At 58.1% G+C, this 16,156-nt stretch carries 13 protein-coding genes; 9 read left to right on the forward strand and 4 right to left on the reverse strand.

Annotated elements, in window-relative coordinates:
• The first annotated feature begins 224 nt into the window (after positions 1 to 224).
• Positions 225 to 1,844 carry a phosphoenolpyruvate carboxykinase (ATP) gene (pckA, locus tag BFV67_RS20505; protein WP_021242192.1) on the forward strand — a complete coding sequence of 540 codons (1,620 nt, stop codon included), beginning with the start codon at positions 225 to 227 and terminating at the stop codon, positions 1,842 to 1,844.
• A gap of 66 nt (positions 1,845 to 1,910) precedes the next feature.
• Here pckA and envZ read toward each other — a convergent pair whose 3' ends face one another.
• Positions 1,911 to 3,257, reverse strand: a complete 1,347-nt coding sequence (gene envZ / locus BFV67_RS20510; RefSeq protein WP_008503047.1) for a two-component system sensor histidine kinase EnvZ — start codon at positions 3,255 to 3,257, stop codon at positions 1,911 to 1,913.
• Positions 3,254 to 3,973: an osmolarity response regulator transcription factor OmpR gene (ompR, locus tag BFV67_RS20515; RefSeq protein WP_001157751.1), complete on the reverse strand. Its 720-nt coding sequence runs from the start codon at positions 3,971 to 3,973 to the stop codon at positions 3,254 to 3,256. Before ompR ends, envZ begins: the two co-directional genes overlap by 4 nt.
• A gap of 228 nt (positions 3,974 to 4,201) precedes the next feature.
• Here ompR and greB point away from each other — a divergent pair, with 228 nt between their 5' ends.
• From greB to feoC, 5 genes are all read left to right on the forward strand, one after another.
• Positions 4,202 to 4,675 (forward strand): transcription elongation factor GreB, encoded by a 474-nt coding sequence (greB, locus tag BFV67_RS20520; RefSeq protein WP_008503048.1) that lies wholly within the window; start codon positions 4,202 to 4,204, stop codon positions 4,673 to 4,675.
• Between the two features lie 88 nt (positions 4,676 to 4,763).
• Positions 4,764 to 7,094, forward strand: coding sequence for a Tex family protein (locus tag BFV67_RS20525; protein WP_021242190.1), 2,331 nt, complete (start codon positions 4,764 to 4,766; stop codon positions 7,092 to 7,094).
• Positions 7,095 to 7,413: 319 nt separating this feature from the next.
• Entirely contained in the window at positions 7,414 to 7,641 is a 228-nt protein-coding gene (gene feoA / locus BFV67_RS20530; protein ID WP_008503050.1) for a ferrous iron transporter A, read from the forward strand.
• A 30-nt stretch (positions 7,642 to 7,671) separates the two neighbouring features.
• Positions 7,672 to 9,990, forward strand: a complete 2,319-nt coding sequence (gene feoB / locus BFV67_RS20535) for a Fe(2+) transporter permease subunit FeoB (protein ID WP_021242189.1) — start codon at positions 7,672 to 7,674, stop codon at positions 9,988 to 9,990.
• 12 nt (positions 9,991 to 10,002) lie between these two features.
• A complete protein-coding gene (gene feoC / locus BFV67_RS20540; RefSeq protein ID WP_008503052.1) occupies positions 10,003 to 10,242 on the forward strand; it encodes a [Fe-S]-dependent transcriptional repressor FeoC in 240 nt (79 codons plus the stop codon).
• Here feoC and bioH read toward each other — a convergent pair.
• On the reverse strand, positions 10,214 to 10,996 hold the full coding sequence (gene bioH, locus BFV67_RS20545; protein ID WP_039267155.1) for a pimeloyl-ACP methyl ester esterase BioH: 783 nt from the start codon (positions 10,994 to 10,996) through the stop codon (positions 10,214 to 10,216). The two genes, feoC and bioH, sit on opposite strands and share 29 nt — an antisense overlap.
• Before the next feature lie 35 nt (positions 10,997 to 11,031).
• On the opposite strand from bioH, the gene gntX reads away from it, so the two are divergent.
• From gntX to gntT, 3 genes are all read left to right on the forward strand, one after another.
• A complete protein-coding gene (gene gntX / locus BFV67_RS20550) occupies positions 11,032 to 11,715 on the forward strand; it encodes a DNA utilization protein GntX (RefSeq protein ID WP_023294725.1) in 684 nt (227 codons plus the stop codon).
• A gap of 61 nt (positions 11,716 to 11,776) precedes the next feature.
• Positions 11,777 to 12,352 (forward strand): Fe-S biogenesis protein NfuA, encoded by a 576-nt coding sequence (gene nfuA / locus BFV67_RS20555; RefSeq protein WP_008503055.1) that lies wholly within the window; start codon positions 11,777 to 11,779, stop codon positions 12,350 to 12,352.
• A gap of 316 nt (positions 12,353 to 12,668) precedes the next feature.
• On the forward strand, positions 12,669 to 13,985 hold the full coding sequence (gene gntT / locus BFV67_RS20560; protein ID WP_013099097.1) for a gluconate transporter: 1,317 nt from the start codon (positions 12,669 to 12,671) through the stop codon (positions 13,983 to 13,985).
• Between the two features lie 87 nt (positions 13,986 to 14,072).
• Here the strand turns inward: gntT and malQ are convergent, their stop codons facing one another.
• On the reverse strand, positions 14,073 to 16,151 hold the full coding sequence (malQ, locus tag BFV67_RS20565; RefSeq protein ID WP_008503057.1) for a 4-alpha-glucanotransferase: 2,079 nt from the start codon (positions 16,149 to 16,151) through the stop codon (positions 14,073 to 14,075).
• Positions 16,152 to 16,156 lie beyond the last annotated feature (5 nt).

The raw sequence follows: 16,156 nt of genomic DNA on the forward strand, positions 1-16,156 counted from the left end.
ACATTCTTTCCGATAAAATCACCAGCCTTTAACCTTTTCGGAACATTTTCCCCAACAAAAAAGCGATTCCTGCGATAATCCGCCTGCGCTGTGACTGGAGTCGCAGCGTTTTCCGTTAGTAAGGGTTTTGTCCAGATGCGTGAATCTATGAGCCCCGTCGCGGTAAACAACCTCAGAAAAACCCTACAATTTCAGGCAGTACATATTGGCTAAGGAGCAGTGATATGCGTGTTACTGGTTTAACCCCGCAAGATCTCAAGGCTTATGGTATTCACGACGTCCAGGAAGTCGTCTACAACCCCGACTACGATACGCTGTATCAGGAAGAGCTCAATCCAGCACTGGAAGGATACGAGCGCGGTGTGTTGACGAATCTTGGTGCTATCGCCGTCGATACCGGTATTTTTACCGGTCGTTCGCCGAAAGATAAGTATATCGTCCGAGACGAAACCACCCGCGATACGCTGTGGTGGGCTGACAAGGGCAAAGGGAAGAACGACAACAAACCGCTCTCTCCGGAAACCTGGCAGCACCTGAAAGGGCTCGTCACACATCAACTTTCCGGCAAGCGTTTGTTTATTGTCGACGCTTTCTGCGGCGCTAACGCCGACACCCGTCTCTCCGTACGTTTTATCACCGAAGTGGCCTGGCAGGCGCATTTCGTGAAAAACATGTTTATTCGTCCAACCGACGAAGAGCTGCAGGACTTCACCCCTGATTTCATCGTGATGAACGGCGCGAAATGCACCAACCCACAGTGGAAAGAGCAGGGTCTGAACTCCGAAAACTTTGTTGCCTTCAACCTGACCGAGCGTATCCAGCTGATCGGCGGTACCTGGTATGGCGGCGAAATGAAGAAAGGGATGTTCTCGGTCATGAACTACCTGCTGCCGCTGCGGGGCATTGCCTCCATGCACTGCTCGGCTAACGTCGGTGAAAAAGGCGACGTGGCGGTCTTCTTCGGCCTGTCCGGCACCGGGAAAACCACCCTGTCTACCGATCCAAAACGTCGTCTGATTGGTGATGACGAACACGGCTGGGATGACGACGGCGTATTCAACTTTGAAGGCGGCTGCTACGCGAAGACCATTCGCCTGTCTGAAGAGGCCGAGCCGGATATCTTCCACGCGATCCGTCGCGATGCGCTGCTGGAAAACGTCACCGTGCGTGCCGACGGCTCCATCGACTTCGACGATGCGTCGAAAACGGAAAACACCCGCGTCTCTTATCCGATCTACCACATCGACAACATCGTGAAGCCGGTGTCAAAAGCGGGTCATGCCACGAAGGTCATTTTCCTGACGGCGGATGCGTTCGGCGTGTTGCCGCCGGTGTCTCGCCTGACGGCCAGCCAGACGCAGTACCACTTCCTCTCCGGTTTCACCGCCAAGCTGGCGGGTACCGAGCGCGGCGTGACGGAGCCAACCCCAACCTTCTCCGCCTGCTTCGGCGCAGCCTTCCTGTCGCTGCACCCGACGCAGTACGCTGAAGTGCTGGTGAAACGCATGCAGGCATCCGGCGCGCAGGCATACCTGGTGAACACCGGCTGGAACGGTACCGGCAAACGTATCTCCATCAAAGATACCCGCGCCATTATCGACGCCATTCTGGATGGTTCTCTTGACGACGCCGAAACCTTCACGCTGCCAATGTTTGACCTGGCGATCCCAACGTCGCTGCCGGGTGTGGATACGCATATCCTCGACCCGCGCAATACGTACGGTTCGCCTGAACAGTGGCGCGAGAAAGCGGAATCGCTGGCGAAGCTGTTTATCGAGAACTTCGAGAAGTATACCGATACCCCGGCGGGTGCTGCGCTGGTGAGCGCGGGTCCAAAACTGTAGTCCATGTCGGGTGGCGGCTTCGCCTTACCCGACCTACAAAAAAGGGTGGCTCGTGCCACCCTTTTTTCAACTCTCTTTCACCTGCCCCCGCGTGACCGGAACCGGCAACCAGGCGCGAATGCTCAACCCGCCCCGCTCGCTGGTACCAATCTCCAGCAACCCGTTATGGTTATCCACAATACGCTGCACAATCGCCAGGCCTAAGCCCGTACCGCTGGTGCTGCGTGCGCTGTCGCCGCGCACAAACGGCTGGAACAGATGCTTACGCTGCTCGGGCTTGATGCCCGGACCGTCGTCTTCCACCTGGAACCAGGCGCGGTTGAGCTCAGACCCGCTGCTGACTTTGATCCAGCCGTTACCGTAGCGCGCCGCGTTGACCACCATGTTCGCCACCGCGCGCTTAATGGAGAGCGGGTGCATACGAACCTGAATTTCACCGGCCTGAAGGTCAGTATCAATTTCACGCTCGTAGCCGCTTTCTGCCGCCACCACTTCACCCAGCACCGCGTTCAGGTCCGCCATTTCCATCGGCATCTCCTGGCCGGTGCGCAGGTAGTCGATGAACTGCTCGATGATGGCGTTGCACTCTTCGATGTCCTTGTTAATGGACTCGGCAAGGTAACCATCCTCTTCCCCCATCATCTCCGTCGCCAGACGAATACGCGTCAGGGGGGTGCGCAGGTCATGGCTCACCCCCGCCATCAGCAGCGTACGGTCATCCGCCAGCTGCTTCACGCCTGCCGCCATATGGTTAAACGCACGCGTCACCGAGCGGACTTCCGAGGCGCCATACTCGCGCAGCGGAGGAGGAATAATGCCTTTACCGACCTGCAGCGCAGCGTGCTCCAGGTCGACCAGCGGTCGGTTTTGTATTCGGATAAACAGCCAGGCTCCGCCTATCGCCAGCAGCATAATCGCCAGGGTATAGCGGAACAGCGGCGAGAAATCGCCCTGATGGATTTCGGTCAGCGGGACGCGCACCCAGATGTTGGGTGACAGCCAGGTTTTCAGCCAAACAACGGGCGAGCTTTTGTTGACCTCGACGCGCACTTCCGTCGGGCCACCCAGCTGCTGCGCCATCTGCTGGCTGAGAAATTCGTAGTGTTGCGCCCAGCGCAGACCCGCGTCTTCCGCCGCTTCATTCGAGTAGAGCGAGATGCCCAGTTCTCGGTAGATTTCACGACGAAACGCCGGGGGAACAACCAGCTGCGTGCCGTCCTCCAGCTGCAGCTTATCGGTCATCAGCATACGCACTTCGTAGGCCAGGACCTTATTAAACTGCTGGAGGCTCGGCAGGATCGCAAAGTTCAGCACCACCAGGTAGGTCGTCACCAGGCTGACGAACAGCAGGGTGACGATCAGTAACAGGGTGCGGGCAAACGAGCTTCGCGGCGAGAAGCGCATTCGCCTCATGCTTTAGAGCCGTCCGGAACGAACACGTAGCCCAGACCCCATACGGTCTGAATATAACGAGGATGCGCCGGATCTTCTTCCACCATGCGGCGCAGACGGGAGATCTGCACGTCGATAGAGCGTTCCATTGCGGAGTATTCGCGACCACGCGCCAGGTTCATCAGCTTGTCGCGGGAGAGCGGCTCACGCGGGTGGCTAACCAGCGCTTTCAGCACCGCGAACTCGCCGCTGGTGAGCGGCATTGGCTCGTCTTCACGGAACATTTCGCGCGTGCCGAGGTTCAGCTTGAACTTGCCGAAGGCAATAACGGCTTCTTCCTGCGACGGTGCGCCCGGCAGCTCGTTCGCCTGACGGCGCAGCACGGCGCGAATGCGCGCCAGCAGTTCACGCGGGTTAAACGGTTTTGGAATGTAGTCGTCGGCGCCGATTTCGAGGCCCACGATACGGTCAACTTCTTCGCCCTTCGCCGTTACCATAATGATCGGCATCGGGTTGCTCTGGCTGCGCAGACGGCGGCAGATAGAGAGCCCGTCTTCGCCTGGCAGCATCAGGTCGAGAACCATCAGATGGAAAGATTCACGGGTCAACAGACGATCCATTTGCTCAGCGTTCGCGACGCTGCGAACCTGGAAGCCCTGCTCGGTCAGATAACGCTCCAGCAGCGCACGCAGGCGCATGTCGTCATCCACGACCAGAATTTTATAGTTTTCTTGCATTGTGTGTACTCCCAAAGGTTCGGATAGTCTTTGTAACAGCGTATTCTAAAAAAGTGCACGTATTCGACCAGTTAATTCTGGTATAAATTCTAGTCGAAATTGTTACAAAGCATATTTAACAGCAGCTTATCTTTTCATTTCACCACATAAATTATTATTAATCCTGTCTGTTACACTGTGTGGTACGTATTGTGCGCAAAACAGAGAACCGGCAGCAAAGGCAGCACCATGAAAACGCCCCTGATCACCCGCGAAGGGTACGAGAAGCTCAAAAAAGAGATGGATTTCCTCTGGCGCGAAGAGCGTCCTGAGGTGACCAAAAAGGTGACCTGGGCCGCGAGCCTGGGCGATCGCAGCGAAAACGCTGACTACCAGTACAACAAGAAGCGGCTGCGCGAAATTGACCGCCGTGTACGCTATCTGACGAAGTGCCTTGAGAACCTGAAAATCGTCGATTACTCCCCGCAGCAGGAGGGCAAAGTCTTCTTCGGCGCGTGGGTGGAGATTGAAAACGACGACGGTGACACCCTGCGTTTTCGCATCGTCGGCTACGATGAAATTTTTGGTCGTAAGGATTACATCTCCATCGACTCCCCGATGGCCCGCGCGCTGCTGAAAAAGGAAGTGGGCGATCTGGCCGTCGTGCAAACCCCAGCCGGTGAAGCCAGCTGGTACGTTAATGAGATCGTCTACGTAAAATAGTCCGAGAGCGCCCTCCCCGGCTGGCATTTTGCCGTGTCAGCCCGTATAACTATCCCCTGATTTTTTCGACTCAACAGATGATAAAGCCATGATGAAAGATTCGCTCTGCCGCATTATTGCGGGTGAACTTCAGGCCAGAGCCGAACAGGTAGAAGCTGCCGTTCGCCTGCTTGATGAAGGGAACACCGTGCCGTTTATTGCACGCTATCGTAAGGAAGTCACCGGCGGTCTGGATGACACGCAGCTGCGTAACCTGGAGACCCGTCTGGGTTATCTGCGCGAACTGGAAGAACGTCGTCAGGCGATCCTCAAATCCATCGGCGAACAGGGCAAGCTGACCAGCGAACTGGAAAGCGCCATCAATGGCACCCTGAGCAAAACCGAACTCGAAGACCTCTATCTGCCGTACAAGCCGAAGCGCCGCACGCGCGGACAGATTGCAATTGAAGCGGGTCTTGAGCCGCTGGCCGACCTGTTGTGGAACGAGCCGTCCCACGATCCGGATACCGAAGCGGCGAAATTCATCGACGCCGACAAAGGCGTAGCGGACACCAAGGCCGCCCTCGACGGCGCGCGCTACATTCTGATGGAGCGCTTCGCGGAAGATGCCGCCCTCCTCGCTAAAGTGCGTGATTATCTGTGGAAGAACGCCCACATCGTCTCTACCGTCGTCGCGGGTAAAGAGGAAGAAGGCGCGAAATTCCGCGACTACTTCGATCACCACGAACCGATTTCCACCACCCCTTCCCACCGCGCGCTGGCAATGTTCCGCGGCCGCAACGAAGGCGTGCTGCAGCTCTCCCTGAACGCCGACCCGCAGTTTGACGAGCCGCCGAAAGAGAGCCACTGCGAGCAGATCATCATCGACCATCTCGGCCTGCGCCTGAACAACGCCCCGGCTGACAGCTGGCGCAAAGGCGTGGTGAGCTGGACCTGGCGCATCAAGGTGCTGATGCACCTCGAAACCGAGCTGATGGGCACCGTGCGCGAACGCGCCGAAGATGAAGCCATCAACGTCTTCGCCCGCAACCTGCACGACCTGCTGATGGCCGCCCCTGCTGGCCTGCGCGCGACCATGGGTCTCGATCCGGGTCTGCGTACCGGTGTAAAAGTCGCTGTCGTTGACGGCACCGGCAAGCTGGTCGCCACCGACACCATCTATCCGCATACCGGCCAGGCAGCGAAAGCGGCCGTCGTGGTGGCGGCGCTGTGCGAAAAATACAACGTCGAACTTGTCGCCATCGGCAACGGTACGGCGTCCCGCGAAACCGAACGTTTCTACCTCGACGTGCAGAAGCAGTTCCCGAAAGTGACGGCGCAGAAAGTGATCGTCAGCGAGGCCGGGGCGTCCGTCTATTCCGCGTCCGAGCTGGCGGCCCAGGAGTTCCCGGACCTGGACGTTTCCCTGCGCGGTGCGGTCTCGATCGCTCGCCGCCTGCAGGATCCGCTGGCGGAACTGGTGAAGATCGACCCGAAATCGATCGGCGTGGGCCAGTATCAGCATGACGTGAGCCAGACTCAGCTGGCGCGCAAGCTGGATGCGGTGGTGGAAGACTGCGTAAACGCCGTTGGCGTTGACCTGAACACCGCCTCCGTCCCTCTGCTGACCCGCGTAGCGGGCTTAACCCGCATGATGGCGCAAAACATCGTCGCCTGGCGCGATGAGAACGGCCAGTTCCAGAACCGTCAGCAGCTGCTGAAGGTAAGCCGTCTGGGGCCAAAAGCGTTTGAGCAGTGCGCGGGCTTCCTGCGCATCAACCACGGCGATAACCCGCTCGATGCCTCCACCGTTCACCCGGAAGCGTACCCGGTGGTGGAACGCATCCTGGCCGCCACCCAGCAGGCGCTGAAGGATCTCATGGGCGACAGCAGCGCCCTGCGCAACCTGAAAGCCGTTGATTTCACTGACGACAAATTTGGTGTGCCAACCGTTACCGACATTATTAAAGAGCTGGAAAAACCGGGCCGCGATCCGCGTCCTGAGTTCAAAACGGCGACCTTTGCTGACGGTATCGAGACCATGAACGACCTGCTGCCAGGGATGGTGCTGGAAGGTGCGGTGACCAACGTCACCAACTTTGGCGCGTTTGTGGATATCGGCGTGCATCAGGATGGCCTGGTCCATATCTCATCCCTTGCCGACAAGTTCGTTGAAGACCCGCACACCGTGGTCAAAGCGGGCGACATCGTGAAGGTCAAAGTGCTGGAAGTGGATCTGCAGCGCAAGCGTATCGCCCTGACCATGCGTCTGGACGAGCAGCCGGGTGACACCAGCGCGCGCCGCGGCGGCAACGGCGGGGGCCGCGAGCAGCAGCGTCCGGCCGCGAAAGCCGCGAAGCCGCGTGGACGTGACGCCCAGCCTGCAGGCAACAGCGCGATGATGGATGCGCTGGCGGCCGCGATGGGTAAAAAACGCTAAGGTTGTACATGCCCGGTGGCGCTACGCTTACCGGGCCTACGGTTTTGTAGGCCGGGCAAACGCAGTGCCGCCCGGCAAGCAGGCCGCAGGGAATTAAAATAAATAGCGTGTAGCCATATTTAAACCACGAATTATCACCCCGTTAACAAATACCTCTCTTTTCGTTTTCCCGGCATTGCAGCAAATATTGAGCAAGGTCAAACAGGCCGTAAATTAATACCGTAAACAACATTCCGTCACAGTTTTAATATTGCTGATAAAAACTATTCTCATTATCATCGCATAGTAGATAATTTAACCTTTCGTGGAATCAGGCGTTATGCAATTCACTCCAGACAGTGCATGGAAGATTACCGGTTTTACCCGCGAAATTAGCCCGGCCTATCGGCAAAAGCTGCTGTCGCTTGGCATGCTGCCCGGCTCGTCATTCCAGGTCGTACGCGTGGCGCCGTTAGGGGATCCGGTTCATATCGAAACCCGACGCGTGAATCTGGTCCTGCGTAAAAAAGACCTCGCGTTAATAGAAGTCGAAGCCTTATCCCGATAACAAGCCAGCGGTTTCAGTGAGTCCAGAAAAATGAAAAAGTTAACTATTGGCTTAATTGGCAATCCTAATTCCGGCAAGACTACGCTTTTTAACCAGCTGACCGGGGCTCGCCAGCGCGTGGGCAACTGGGCGGGCGTAACGGTTGAACGTAAAGAGGGCCAGTTCACGACGACAGACAACCAGGTGACGCTGGTTGACCTTCCCGGTACCTACTCCTTAACCACCATTTCGTCGCAAACTTCGCTCGATGAGCAAATCGCCTGTCACTACATTCTTGGCGGCGACGCGGATCTGCTGATCAACGTGGTCGATGCCTCAAACCTCGAGCGTAACCTCTATCTGACGCTGCAGCTGCTGGAGCTGGGTATCCCCTGCATCGTGGCGCTCAACATGCTCGACATCGCAGAGAAACAAAAGCTACGCATCGACGTTGATGCCCTCTCCGCGCGCCTCGGGTGCCCGGTCGTTCCGCTGGTCTCGACGCGCGCGCGCGGTATTGATGCGCTGAAGCTGGCCATTGACCGTCACGCGGGAAATCGCGACGTTGAGCTGGTGCATTACGCCCAGCCTCTCCTGCGCGAAGCCAACGTGCTGGCGCAGGAGATGGACAAAGCCATGCCTGCGAAACAGCGCCTGTGGCTTGGCCTGCAGATGCTGGAAGGGGATATTTACAGCCGCGCTTATGCCGGTCATGCGGCCGATAAGCTGGACGTGACGGTGGCCCGTCTTAGCGACGAGCTGGACGACCCGGCGCTGCACATCGCCGATGCCCGTTACCAGGCTATCGCCTCGATCTGCGACGTGGTCAGTAACGCGCTGACGGCAGAACCCAGCCGCTTTACGGCGGCGGTGGATAAGATTGTGCTCAACCGCTTCCTCGGTTTGCCCATCTTCCTGCTGGTGATGTACGTGATGTTCCTGCTCGCCATTAACATCGGTGGCGCGCTGCAGCCGATTTTTGACGCCGGTTCCGTCGCGGTCTTCGTGCACGGCATTCAGTGGGTGGGCTACACCCTGCACTTCCCGGAATGGCTCACCATCTTCCTCGCGCAGGGGATCGGCGGCGGTATCAATACCGTTCTGCCGCTGGTGCCGCAGATCGGCATGATGTACCTGTTCCTCTCGTTCCTGGAAGATTCCGGCTACATGGCGCGCGCGGCGTTCGTGATGGATCGTCTGATGCAGGCGCTGGGCCTGCCGGGCAAATCCTTCGTCCCGCTGATCGTCGGCTTCGGCTGTAACGTGCCGTCGGTGATGGGCGCGCGCACGCTGGATGCACCGCGCGAGCGTCTGATGACCATCATGATGGCGCCGTTTATGTCCTGCGGTGCCCGTCTGGCGATCTTTGCGGTCTTTGCGGCAGCCTTCTTTGGCCAGCAGGGCGCGCTGGCGGTCTTCTCGCTGTACGTGCTGGGCATCGTGATGGCGATCCTGACCGGCTTAATGCTGAAACACACCATCATGCGCGGTGAAGCGTCACCGTTCGTGATGGAGCTGCCGGTGTACCACGTCCCCCATCTGAAAAGCCTGGCGATCCAGACCTGGCAGCGCCTGAAAGGCTTCGTCCTGCGCGCCGGTAAGGTGATTGTCATCGTCAGCGTTTTCCTGAGCGCGCTGAACAGCTTTACCCTGAGTGGACAGGCAGCGGATAACATTAACGACTCAGCCCTCGCCTCCGTCAGCCGCGTCATCACGCCGGTCTTCAAACCGATTGGCGTGCATGAGGATAACTGGCAGGCAACCGTCGGGCTGTTTACCGGCGCGATGGCAAAAGAGGTGGTTGTCGGTACCCTGAACACGCTCTACACCGCCGAGAACATTCAGGAGCAGGAATTTAACCCGGCGGAGTTTCACCTCGGTGACGAACTGCTGGGTGCCGTAGAGGAAACCTGGCAGAGCCTGAAGGACACCTTCAGCCTGAGCGTGCTGGCGAACCCGATTGAGGCGAGCAAAGGCGACGGCGAGATGGCGACCGGTGCCATGGGCGTGATGGGCGAGAAGTTTGGCAGCGCGTCCGCGGCCTACAGCTACCTCATCTTCGTTCTGCTCTATATTCCATGCATCTCCGTGATGGGGGCGATTGCCCGCGAGTCCAGCCGCGGCTGGATGGGCTTCTCCATCCTGTGGGGATTAAACATCGCGTATTCGCTGGCGACGCTGTTTTATCAAACCGTTAATTTCAGCCAGCACCCGCGCTACAGCCTGGTCTGCATTCTCGCGGTTGTGCTGTTTAACGTGATCGTTCTCGGCCTGCTGCGGCGGGCACGCAGCCGCGTCGACATCGACCTGCTGGCAAACCGTAAAACCGCCGCAACCTGCTGCAACAGCCCGGCAGGCGACTGTCACTAAGGAGCACACCCCATGGCATCGTTGATTCAGGTTCGTGACCTGCTGGCACTGCAGGGGCGAATGGAGGCGAAACAGCTGAGCCTCAGCCTGCATACGCCGCAGCCGATGATCGACGCCATGCTGGAAAGACTGGAAGCCATGGGGAAAGCGGTGCGCATTCAGGAAGAGCCGGACGGTTGTCTGTCCGGCAGCTGTAAACATTGCCCGGAAGGAAAAGCCTGCCTCAGGGAGTGGTGGGCACTGCGCGAATAAAGGCGGACAGCGCCGAACAAAACTCGCCAGGATGTGAAATAAATGGCGCGTGTGCCGCTTTAGCGACCACCATTGATTGGCTTTCCGGCCACAGGTTATCCAGCAGTGGAACCACCTTACGCGGAACCAGCCCGTCCAGATAGCCATACATACGCAGGTGCGGAAGCGCCAGCGACGCCAGCGGTTCACGCAGATCGATCGTCTTGAGTATCTCAAGCCCCCCGTTAAGCACCTCAACGTCAGGCATCGGCAGCGACAGCACGGTCTGCTTCAGCGTGCGCGCGTCCTGACGCGCGGTTTCTGTACCCATCGTCTGCAGCGCGAGAAAACGCTCCACCGTCCGCTGGAAATCGTCGCTTAGCTGCTGCTGGAACCCTGCCAGCACTTCAGGCTTGATCCCCGGCCACGCGTCCTGCGCGCTAAAGCAGGGTGACGAGGCAACGGTAACCAGCGCGCTCACGCGCCCGGGGTTATCCAGCGCAATCTTGCTTGCCACCAGCCCGCCCAGGCTCCAGCCCAGCCAGACAGCGTTTTGCGGCGCGGTGTCCAGAACCTGCTGCGCCATCTCATCAAGCGACATCGCGCCAAAGCCGCGGCTGCGGCCATAACCCGGCAAATCCACCAGATGCAGCGTAAATTGCGAGGCAAGTTCCTCGCTTACGCAACGCCACACTTCAGCATTCAGTCCCCATCCGTGCAGCAGCACAAGATGGCAATTTCCCGTTCCGACGGTCTGCCACCACAGCGTCTTCATCAGTTACTGTTCTCTTTTTCACATGGAGGTTGCACATGCTAACAGTACCTGGGTTGTGCTGGCTATGCCGAATGCCGCTGGCACTCAGCAGGTGGGGCATCTGCTCCGTCTGTACGCGATCGCTGCAATGGCGTATCGGGATCTGTCCACAATGTGGTTTACCGGCCACAAATCCCTCTTTGCCCTGTGGCCGGTGCCTGAAAAAATCCCCGCCGTGGAGCGCGCTGGTGGCGGTGGATGATTATGTTCCGCCGCTGAGCAGGCTGATTCACGCGCTGAAGTTTTCCGGCCAGAGTTCCCTGGCACAGCCCCTTGCGCGACTGCTACTGCTGGCGGTTTTGCAGGCGCGGCGCCACCGCGCATTGCCGAAAATCGACAGGGTGGTGAATGTCCCCCTCTACCGACGCCGCCACTGGCGACGCGGTTACAATCAGAGCGACCTGATCTGCCGTCCCCTCGCCCGGTGGCTTGGCTGTCAGTATGATGCCCGCGCGCTGACGCGTGTTCATGCCACCGCCATCCAGCATCAGCTCAGCGCCCGGCTTCGCAAAAGAAACCTCAAAAATGCCTTTCGCCTTGAATTGCCGGTCGACGGTCTCCATATCGCGATTGTGGATGATGTCGTCACCACAGGCAGTACCGTTGCTGAACTTTCCCGACTGCTTTTGCAAAGCGGCGCCGCGTCGGTTCAGGTATGGTGTCTGTGCCGTACCTTGTAGCCCTTCTTCAATGGGCGTATGATTATACCCAGGTAATTTAGTCAACTATTAGGCCAAAGCTATGATCCGTATTTCCGATTCTGCACAAGCGCACTTTGCCAAACTGCTGGCAAATCAGGAAGAAGGGACGCAGATCCGTGTGTTTGTGATCAATCCAGGCACGCCGAATGCAGAATGTGGTGTTTCTTATTGTCCTCCGGACGCCGTGGAAGCCACCGACACTGCCCTTAAATTTGAACAGCTCACCGCCTATGTTGATGAGCTAAGCGCACCGTATCTTGAAGATGCGGAGATCGACTTCGTCACCGATCAGCTGGGATCTCAGCTGACCCTGAAAGCACCGAACGCGAAAATGCGTAAAGTGTCTGACGATGCCCCGCTGATGGAGCGCGTTGAGTATCTACTGCAATCCCAGATTAACCCGCAGCTGGCTGGCCATGGCGGTCGTGTTTCCCTGATGGAAATTACCGACGAAGGTTTTGCCATTCTGCAGTTTGGCGGCGGCTGTAACGGCTGTTCAATGGTCGATGTCACCCTGAAAGAAGGGATCGAGAAGCAGCTGCTGAACGAGTTCCCGGAACTGAAAGGCGTGCGTGACCTGACCGAACACCAGCGCGGCGAGCACTCTTACTACTGATTCATTGCCCGTCTGTATTGCCCGGTGGCGCTGCGCTTACCGGGCCTACAAAACCCTGCTCCCCCTCTTCACTCCCCTCTATATGTTGACCTGCGTCTCATAATTCACATTTTGCCTTCCAGGGTGATTCTCAATCACGCCATGTTACCCGTATCATTCTCATGGGCACTAAGCACACTCATAACAGCCGACTAAACTTAATCGTTTAAAAGGCATCAGTATTAGTGCCGTTACTTCTCTGTTCCCAGTTGGGACAACCGGAATTTGTCGTTGAAACAATGACGTTACCCATAACAATTCAAAGGCCAGGTAAATCATGCCATTAGTCATCGTTGCTATCGGTGTTGTGTTATTACTGCTCTTGATGATCCGCTTCAAAATGAACGGATTTATCGCTCTGGTTCTGGTGGCACTTGCAGTCGGTCTGATGCAGGGGATGCCGCTGGTTAAAGTTATCAGCTCGATTAAAGCCGGTGTCGGCGGCACGCTCGGCAGCCTGGCGTTGATCATGGGCTTCGGCGCCATGCTCGGTAAAATGCTGGCGGACTGCGGTGGCGCCCAGCGTATTGCCACCACGCTTATCGACAAATTTGGTAAGAAGAACATTCAGTGGGCAGTGGTGTTAACCGGCTTTACCGTTGGTTTCGCGCTGTTCTATGAAGTAGGCTTCGTGCTGATGCTGCCGCTGGTGTTCACCATTGCGGCTGCCGCGAGCATCCCGCTGCTGTATGTCGGTGTGCCAATGGCCGCGGCGCTGTCCGTGACCCACGGCTTCCTGCCGCCGCACCCGGGCCCAACCGCTATCGCCACCATCTTCCACGCCGACATGGGTAAAACCCTTCTGTTCGGCACGATTCTGGCGATCCCAACGGTGATTCTGGCAGGCCCGGTTTATGCCCGCTTCCTGAAAGGCATTGATAAGCCGATTCCGGAAGGTCTGTACAGCGCCAAAACCTTCACCGAAGAAGAGATGCCTGGCTTTGGCGTCAGCGTCTGGACCTCTCTGGTACCGGTGATCCTGATGGCGATGCGCGCCGTGGCAGAGATGGTTCTGCCAAAAGGTCATGCGTTCCTGTCCGTTGCAGAATTCCTGGGTGACCCGGTGATGGCAACGCTGATTGCCGTGCTGATCGCGATGTTCACTTTCGGTCTGAACCGCGGCCGCTCCATGGATCAGATCAACGACACGCTGACCTCTTCCATCAAAATCATTGCCATGATGCTGCTGATCATCGGCGGTGGCGGTGCGTTCAAACAGGTTCTGGTCGACAGCGGCGTGGACAAATACATCGCTGCCATGATGCATGAAACCAACGTGTCGCCGCTACTGATGGCCTGGTCTATTGCCGCGGTTCTGCGTATTGCGCTGGGTTCTGCGACCGTTGCAGCGATCACCGCAGGCGGCATCGTTGCGCCGCTGATTGCCACCACGGGCGTGAGCCCTGAGCTGATGGTTATCGCCGTCGGTTCCGGTAGCGTGATTTTCTCTCACGTAAACGATCCGGGCTTCTGGCTGTTCAAGGAGTACTTCAACCTGACGATCGGTGAAACCATCAAGTCCTGGTCCGCGCTGGAAACCATTATTTCGGTGTGCGGTCTGGTCGGGGTGCTGCTGCTGAATATGGTGGTCTGATGCCCTAAGTCGGGTGGCGGCTACGCCTTACCCGACCTACATGAGCACTACCTGATAATAAAAAACCCGCCACTGGCGGGTTTTTTATTACTTCTTACCAGCAGCTTTTCGCCGCTTATCCAAATCCTTGATCAGCCTGTTCACCCCGTCATCGGCAAACATCGCCTCAAGCGTGGTGGACAGCTTGCGACGCCAGTTCTTGTACTGATAGCTGGTACCCGGGATGTTCACCGGCTCCGCCATATCAATCCAGTCTTCCGGCTGCAGGCCCAGCAGCGCACTGTTGCTGTCGGCAATATAGCGCTGCAAACCGCGGTTGAGTGTCGCAGTCATCGCCATCAGCGACGCTTTATGCCCGGCGCGCTTCGGCAGACAGCCATGCTTATGCAGCGCATCCAGCAGCCCCTGTTTGGAGAGCTCGCGATCCTGATAAAGACCGCGTAACACCTCTTCGTCAGGATACAGGCCCAGCGTTTTGCCAAGGGTCAGATCGCCGCTTTCCCAATAGCCACGAAGCGTAGGAAGGTCATGCGTCGTCGCGACTGCCATTGACTGTTCAGGGTACGCTTGTGGCGCGCGGAAGGTTTTCTCATGGTCGTTTTCAAAATAGAGCACTTTATAGGAGTAGACGCCGCTGTCGCGGAGCTTGCTGACAATCTCCACCGGCACGGTACCGAGATCTTCACCGATCACCATGCACTGGTGACGCTTGCTTTCCAGGGCCAGGATCGACAGCAGATCGTCAACCGGATACTGCACGTATGCCCCGTGATCCGCCGTTTCACCGTACGGGATCCACCACAGGCGCAGCACAGACATCACGTGGTCGATACGCAGCGCCCCGCAGTTCTGCATGTTGGCGCGCAGCAGGTCGATAAACGGCTCGTAGGCGCGCGCCGCCATGACGTGTGGATCCATCGGCGGTAAGCCCCAGTTCTGGCCGAGCGGCCCCAGGATATCCGGTGGCGCGCCGACGGAGGCCTTCAGGCAGTAGAGTTCACGGTCGCACCAGGTTTCCGCGCCGCCCTCTGCCACACCGACGGCCAGATCGCGGTACAGGCCAATCGGCATTTTATAGCCCTGGCTCACCTGCCAGCAGGCGGCAAACTGGCTGTACGCCAGCCACTGCAGCCACAGGTAGAAGTCCACTTCATCAGCATATTTTTTACAGAACGCTTTCACTTCCGGCGTGTCGACGGATTGATACGCTTCAGGCCAGACCGGCCAGCCCCAGCGCATTTCGTCCTCTTTCACCTGATACGCGTGCAGCGCATCGAACGCCGCCTGCCAGTACAGGCTCTCGCCCTCCTGCGTCACGAACTGGCGGAACGCCGCCATCTGCTCGTCATCGCGCTGCGAAAAGCCTTTCCACGCCAGGCGCAGCGCGGCCATTTTCAGCGCCGTGACGGTGGAATAGTCCACCCAGTCGGCTTCGCGCGCCTGCTTCAGCGCCTGCTGCGTGGTACTGAGTTTCCACCAGGCCTGCGCCTCTTTGCTGTTTTTGAAATCATCTAAGGCGTTAACGTCGATATAAATCACGTTCAGCCAGCGACGGGAGGACGGGCTGTACGGGCTGGCGCTCTCCGGGTTGGCCGGATAGAGGGCATGGATCGGGTTGAGGCCGATAAACGCGCCGCCGCGCTCGCCCACGGATGCCAGCATGTTCTTCAGATCGCCAAAATCACCGATCCCCCAGTTGCTGTCGGAGCGCAGCGTGTAGAGCTGCACGCAGGCGCCCCACAGCTTTTTCCCTTCGAGCAGCGCCTGCGGCTCGTAGCAGCGTTTTGGCGCGACGATCACCCGGCAGTGGAAACGCCGATCGTCCTGGGTGAGCGTCAGGGTGTGGTAGCCCTCCGGCAGCTTCGCCGGAAGGTTAAGGGTTTTGCCGCCGGTGGCGTGGCCTTTGTGCTGATGCCCCTCTTCGGTCGTGAGCAGCCAGCTAAACTCGCCGCGCCCTTCCACCGCGAGCGGCATCTTTTTACCTGCGGTGAATACCTTCACGTTCGGCACCGGCGCAGCCGACGCTTTCGCGTCGGTTTTGTGCATGGCATCCAGCAAACGTCTTTTGGTGTCGGCGCCAATAGACTGTGGTTTGCCGTGAGCATTAATGTAACTGAGGCTAATTCCCGCCGCCTGCGCGGCACTGTCCAGACGTTTACTCTCCATCGCGC

It is taken from the genome of Enterobacter roggenkampii (assembly GCF_001729805.1).
Taxonomy (GTDB): Bacteria; Pseudomonadota; Gammaproteobacteria; order Enterobacterales; family Enterobacteriaceae; genus Enterobacter; species Enterobacter roggenkampii.

What these genes read in the sequence shown, in the direction of transcription:
- ompR (WP_001157751.1), bottom strand. Translation starts at nt 3,973, where the DNA reads ATGCAAGAAAACTATAAAATTCTGGTCGTGGATGACGACATGCGCCTG.
- pckA (WP_021242192.1), top strand. Translation starts at nt 225, where the DNA reads ATGCGTGTTACTGGTTTAACCCCGCAAGATCTCAAGGCTTATGGTATT.
- greB (WP_008503048.1), top strand. Translation starts at nt 4,202, where the DNA reads ATGAAAACGCCCCTGATCACCCGCGAAGGGTACGAGAAGCTCAAAAAA.
- malQ (WP_008503057.1), bottom strand. Translation starts at nt 16,151, where the DNA reads ATGGAGAGTAAACGTCTGGACAGTGCCGCGCAGGCGGCGGGAATTAGC.
- BFV67_RS20525 (WP_021242190.1), top strand. Translation starts at nt 4,764, where the DNA reads ATGATGAAAGATTCGCTCTGCCGCATTATTGCGGGTGAACTTCAGGCC.
- nfuA (WP_008503055.1), top strand. Translation starts at nt 11,777, where the DNA reads ATGATCCGTATTTCCGATTCTGCACAAGCGCACTTTGCCAAACTGCTG.
- feoB (WP_021242189.1), top strand. Translation starts at nt 7,672, where the DNA reads ATGAAAAAGTTAACTATTGGCTTAATTGGCAATCCTAATTCCGGCAAG.
- envZ (WP_008503047.1), bottom strand. Translation starts at nt 3,257, where the DNA reads ATGAGGCGAATGCGCTTCTCGCCGCGAAGCTCGTTTGCCCGCACCCTG.
- gntT (WP_013099097.1), top strand. Translation starts at nt 12,669, where the DNA reads ATGCCATTAGTCATCGTTGCTATCGGTGTTGTGTTATTACTGCTCTTG.
- gntX (WP_023294725.1), top strand. Translation starts at nt 11,032, where the DNA reads ATGCTAACAGTACCTGGGTTGTGCTGGCTATGCCGAATGCCGCTGGCA.
- feoA (WP_008503050.1), top strand. Translation starts at nt 7,414, where the DNA reads ATGCAATTCACTCCAGACAGTGCATGGAAGATTACCGGTTTTACCCGC.
- bioH (WP_039267155.1), bottom strand. Translation starts at nt 10,996, where the DNA reads ATGAAGACGCTGTGGTGGCAGACCGTCGGAACGGGAAATTGCCATCTT.
- feoC (WP_008503052.1), top strand. Translation starts at nt 10,003, where the DNA reads ATGGCATCGTTGATTCAGGTTCGTGACCTGCTGGCACTGCAGGGGCGA.